Source organism: Chthoniobacter sp. (genome assembly GCF_040003245.1).
Lineage (GTDB): Bacteria > Verrucomicrobiota > Verrucomicrobiia > Chthoniobacterales > Chthoniobacteraceae > Chthoniobacter.
Window position 1 is genome coordinate 1 of sequence record NZ_JBDUCX010000378.1, and the last position, 3887, is coordinate 3887.

The 3887-nt window shown below is 63.3% G+C and carries 4 protein-coding genes; 2 read left to right on the plus strand and 2 right to left on the minus strand.

Annotation, left to right across the window (positions count from 1 at the left end; genetic code table 11):
* Nucleotides 1–191: 191 nt before the first annotated feature.
* On the minus strand, nucleotides 192–857 hold the full coding sequence (locus ABJF10_RS29790) for a hypothetical protein (RefSeq protein ID WP_348548239.1): 666 nt from the start codon (nucleotides 855–857) through the stop codon (nucleotides 192–194).
* Nucleotides 858–998: 141 nt separating this feature from the next.
* Between ABJF10_RS29790 and ABJF10_RS29795 the strand changes: the two genes are divergently transcribed.
* Together ABJF10_RS29795 and ABJF10_RS29800 are read left to right on the plus strand one after the other, a co-directional pair.
* Entirely contained in the window at nucleotides 999–1478 is a 480-nt protein-coding gene (locus ABJF10_RS29795) for a response regulator (RefSeq protein WP_348548240.1), read from the plus strand.
* Nucleotides 1479–1537: 59 nt separating this feature from the next.
* Entirely contained in the window at nucleotides 1538–2455 is a 918-nt protein-coding gene (locus tag ABJF10_RS29800; protein WP_348548241.1) for an alpha/beta hydrolase, read from the plus strand.
* 7 nt (nucleotides 2456–2462) lie between these two features.
* Here ABJF10_RS29800 and ABJF10_RS29805 read toward each other — a convergent pair.
* On the minus strand, nucleotides 2463–3887 hold a 1425-nt coding region (locus tag ABJF10_RS29805; RefSeq protein WP_348548242.1), incomplete at its 5' end, for a vitamin B12 dependent-methionine synthase activation domain-containing protein.

A 3887-nucleotide genomic window follows, 5' to 3' on the forward strand; every position in this document is an offset into this window, starting at 1 on the left:
TGCCACCTCGGCAACATCGCCTACCGCACGAACACCGTCGTCCGCGTCGACCCCAAGACCGGCAAGATGCTCGACAATCCCGCCGGAGAGAAACTCTGGAAGCGCGAGTATCGCTCAGGCTGGGAGCCGACGGTGTAATTCGCGAAGTGCTTAGTGCTTAGTGCTCAGACTGTCCCACTAAGAACTAGGAACTAGGAACTAGCCACCGGCGCGGGCGCGGGCGTCTGCGTTGGTGCCGGCGAAGGCAACGGCGCGCCCGGCTTATCCACCTGGATGCCCTGCACATAGATCACCTCACAGGCCCCGCTGCCCGAATCGTTGCGGGTCAGCGAGCTGGTCCAATCAATCCCATCTTTCTTGGCGGCATTCACCAGGAATCCCTGCATGGTCACGATCTCCCCGGGGTAAAGCCCGGCGATCACCCGTGCGATGGCGCTATTGGCCGCGATGAGGTGGTTGTTCGATGAATGGCGGTCGACCTCCCGGTCCGGGATCGGCTTGCCACCTTCCGACTCGTAAAAGTAGAAGCGATTACCCTGCGAAATATTAATGCGATCGAGCACCCACTGGTCAGACATGCGCCCCCACCCCAGTGCAACGTCAAAAGGCACGAGTTCATTGCCATCCGCCCAGTAGTGCTTCACGTGCAACACCCGCGCCCGAATGGTGTAAGTGGCCATCTTCGTGACCGTGTAGCCCTTGATCGTCGCGATGACCTCTTTCGGACACGTTCCTTGGATGGGCTCATCCGCCACGATCACCCCCGGCGGCGTCAGGAGAGGCGCGGGTCCGATGATCAAGGAAGCAAGGCTCCAAATGATCAGGACGGCGACGCAAGCGGCGATGAAATAGCGCATTATCCCAAATGAAAGTAGCACCCGCGGTGCCATTGCGGGCTTTCTTCAGGAAATTCGGCCCTCATTTCTGCGTATTTTCCCTTATCCGTATCGGTAATCGCCCCTCTGGCAGCGGCACCGAACGCGCTCACTTGGTCACGCATGAATCGCTTTTCTGCCACGGCTTCCTTCATCCGCATCCCACGCTTGGTCGCCGGTTGCGTGCGCTCCTTGCGAGCGAAGCGTCCGGCCGCCATCCAGAAAGGCACCCGCAAAAGGCGCGTCTTGCTCGTCGACGATGAGTCCGCCCTGACCATGATCTGCAAGTTGATGCTGGAACAGACCGATTCCTTCGTCGTCCAAGTGGAAAATCTCGGCGAACGCGCCCTGTCCACCGCGCAAAGCTTTCGGCCCGATGTGATCTTCCTCGATATCCACCTGCCCGACAAAGGCGGTCACGCCATCGCGGGGGATCTCAAAGCCGATCTCCAATTGCGAGACGTGCCCATCGTGTTCTGGAGCGGTTCCGTCCAGCGGAAGACGGATGTCGTCGCCAATTCGCATGGCTGCTGGCCCGCCCTGCCCAAGCCGTTCTCTAGCGCCGAGCTCACCGAGCTCGCGACGAATCCTTCTTACCAATAGGCAGGCCAGCACGGAGATTTTGGCTTTGCGTGGGCCGCGTCTGCGGATTGCATGCCCGCATGTCTTCCCTTCCCCGAATCTCCGGGCTCGCTCTGCTCGCCCTCGCGCTTTGCGCTCCTCTCCTCCACGCCGATCCCGCGCCGTCGGTCATCAAGCTTTGGCCCGACATCGCTCCCGGCGAGAAGGGTGACATCGGCGAAGAGAAAGACATCACCAAGCCGACCGACGGCAAACCCGGCGGCAAGAGCGTCATCCGTCTCGGCAATGTCTCGCAGCCCACGATCACCATCTACGCGCCACCCGCTGACAAGGCGAACGGCACATCTGTCGTCGTCTGCCCCGGCGGCGGCTATGGCATTCTCGCCCTGGATCTCGAGGGCACCGAGATCTGCGAGTGGCTCAACTCCCTCGGCGTCACCGGCGTACTTCTCAAGTATCGCGTGCCCAAACGCGCCGGCTTGGAGAAGCACATCGCGCCTTTGCAGGATGTCCAGCGCGCCATCGGCCTCGTGCGCTCTCGCGCGTCGGAGTGGCACCTCGATCCCACCCGCATAGGCGTCCTCGGCTTCTCGGCCGGTGGCCATCTCGCCGCCGCCGCGAGCAACAACTACGAAACGCGCATCTATCCGCGGGTCGATGCCGCGGACGACGCCAGTTGCCGCCCCGATTTTGCCGTCCTCGTCTATCCCGCCTATCTCACGGTGAAAGACCAGGGCGACAAGATCTCCCCCGAACTTCCCATCACCGCACAGACGCCGCCCACCTTCGTCGTCATGGCCGAGGACGATCCCGTGCGCGTGGAGAACGCCCTCTTCTACGCCCTCGCCCTCAAAAACGCCAAAGTGCCCTGCGAGCTCCACGTCTATCCCAGCGGCGGCCACGGCTACGGCTTGCGCCCCAATGGCCAGGCCGTAACCACCTGGCCCCAGCGCGCCGGCGAGTGGCTGGGCGCCCGCGGCCTGCTCAAGGCGCCCTGATCGCCCCCTACGCCACGAGGTGCGGCACGCCGCAAGCGCAGGCGACGCCCATTGCCGACGATGCGACACCGGGGTCGTAGTTCAGATTTGGGCCGAGCCAGCGCTCAACTTCCTGCACGGTCATCCCCTTGCGCAGGTGATAGTCGAGCACCTGGTCGCGATCGATCTTGCCGAGGCCGAAGTAGCGGGCGCGTGGATGCGCAAAGTAAAGGCCGCTCACGCTGGAGCCGGGCCACATGGCGAAGCTTTCGGTGATCTGGATGCCGGCCTTGTTCTCCACGTCGAGCAGCTTCCAGAGGATTCCTTTCTCGGTGTGATCGGGGCACGCCGGATAGCCCGGCGCCGGGCGAATCCCGCGGTACTGCTCCTCGATGATCTGCTCGGTGCTGAGATGCTCTTCGCGACCATAACCCCACTCCTCCCGCACGCGCTTGTGCAGGCACTCGGCGAAGGCCTCGGCCAGGCGGTCGGCGAGGGCTTCGGCCATGATCGCATTGTAATCATCGTTGTCCGCCTTGAATTGCTCGACGATCGCCTTGAGGCCGTGGCCGGTCGTGACGGCAAAGGCGCCGAGGTGATCGCGCAGCCCGGTCTCCTTGGGTGCGATGAAATCCGATAGCGCCTGCGCGGGCTCGCCGTCCTTCTTCACGATCTGCTGCCGCAGGAAGTGGAAGGTGGCGCCCACGGACTTCCGCGTCTCGTCGGTGTAAAGCTCGACATCGTCGCCCACGGCATTCGCCGGGAAAAGACCATAGACCGCGCGGGCCGTAAGCAGCTTCTCGTGGATGATTTTGTCGAGCAGCTCCTGCGCTTCCTCGAAAAGCTTGCGCGCCTGCTCGCCGTGTTTTTCGTGCTCGAAGATGGCGGGATAGCGTCCGCGCAATTCCCAAGTGTGGAAAAACGGCGACCAGTCGATGAACTCGCGCAGCGTGGCCAGCGGAAAATCCTCCAGCACGCGCACCCCGGTGAACTCCGGCTGCGCGATATCCTCGGCCCGCCACTCGATCACCGAGCGATGGGCGCGCGCGGTCTCGAGCGAAATGAGGTCCGCCTTTTGCCCGGCGTGCAACGCCCGGGCACGCGCCTGCTCGTCGCGATTGCGCGAGGCGAAAGCGGCCCGCGTCTCTTCGCTGATCAGGCTGCTTACCACCGGCACGGCGCGCGAAGCATCGAGCACGTGAACGATCGGGCCGCTATAGGCCGGGGCGATCTTTACCGCCGTGTGCGCCTTGCTCGTCGTCGCACCGCCGATGAGCAACGGCAGCTTGAAGCCTTCGCGCTCCATCTCGCGGGCGACATGCGCCATCTCGTCGAGCGACGGCGTGATCAGCCCGCTCAGGCCGATGACATCGACCTTCTTTTCCCGCGCCATGGCGAGGATCTTCTCGCACGGCACCATCACGCCCATGTCGATGACCTCGTAATTGTTACA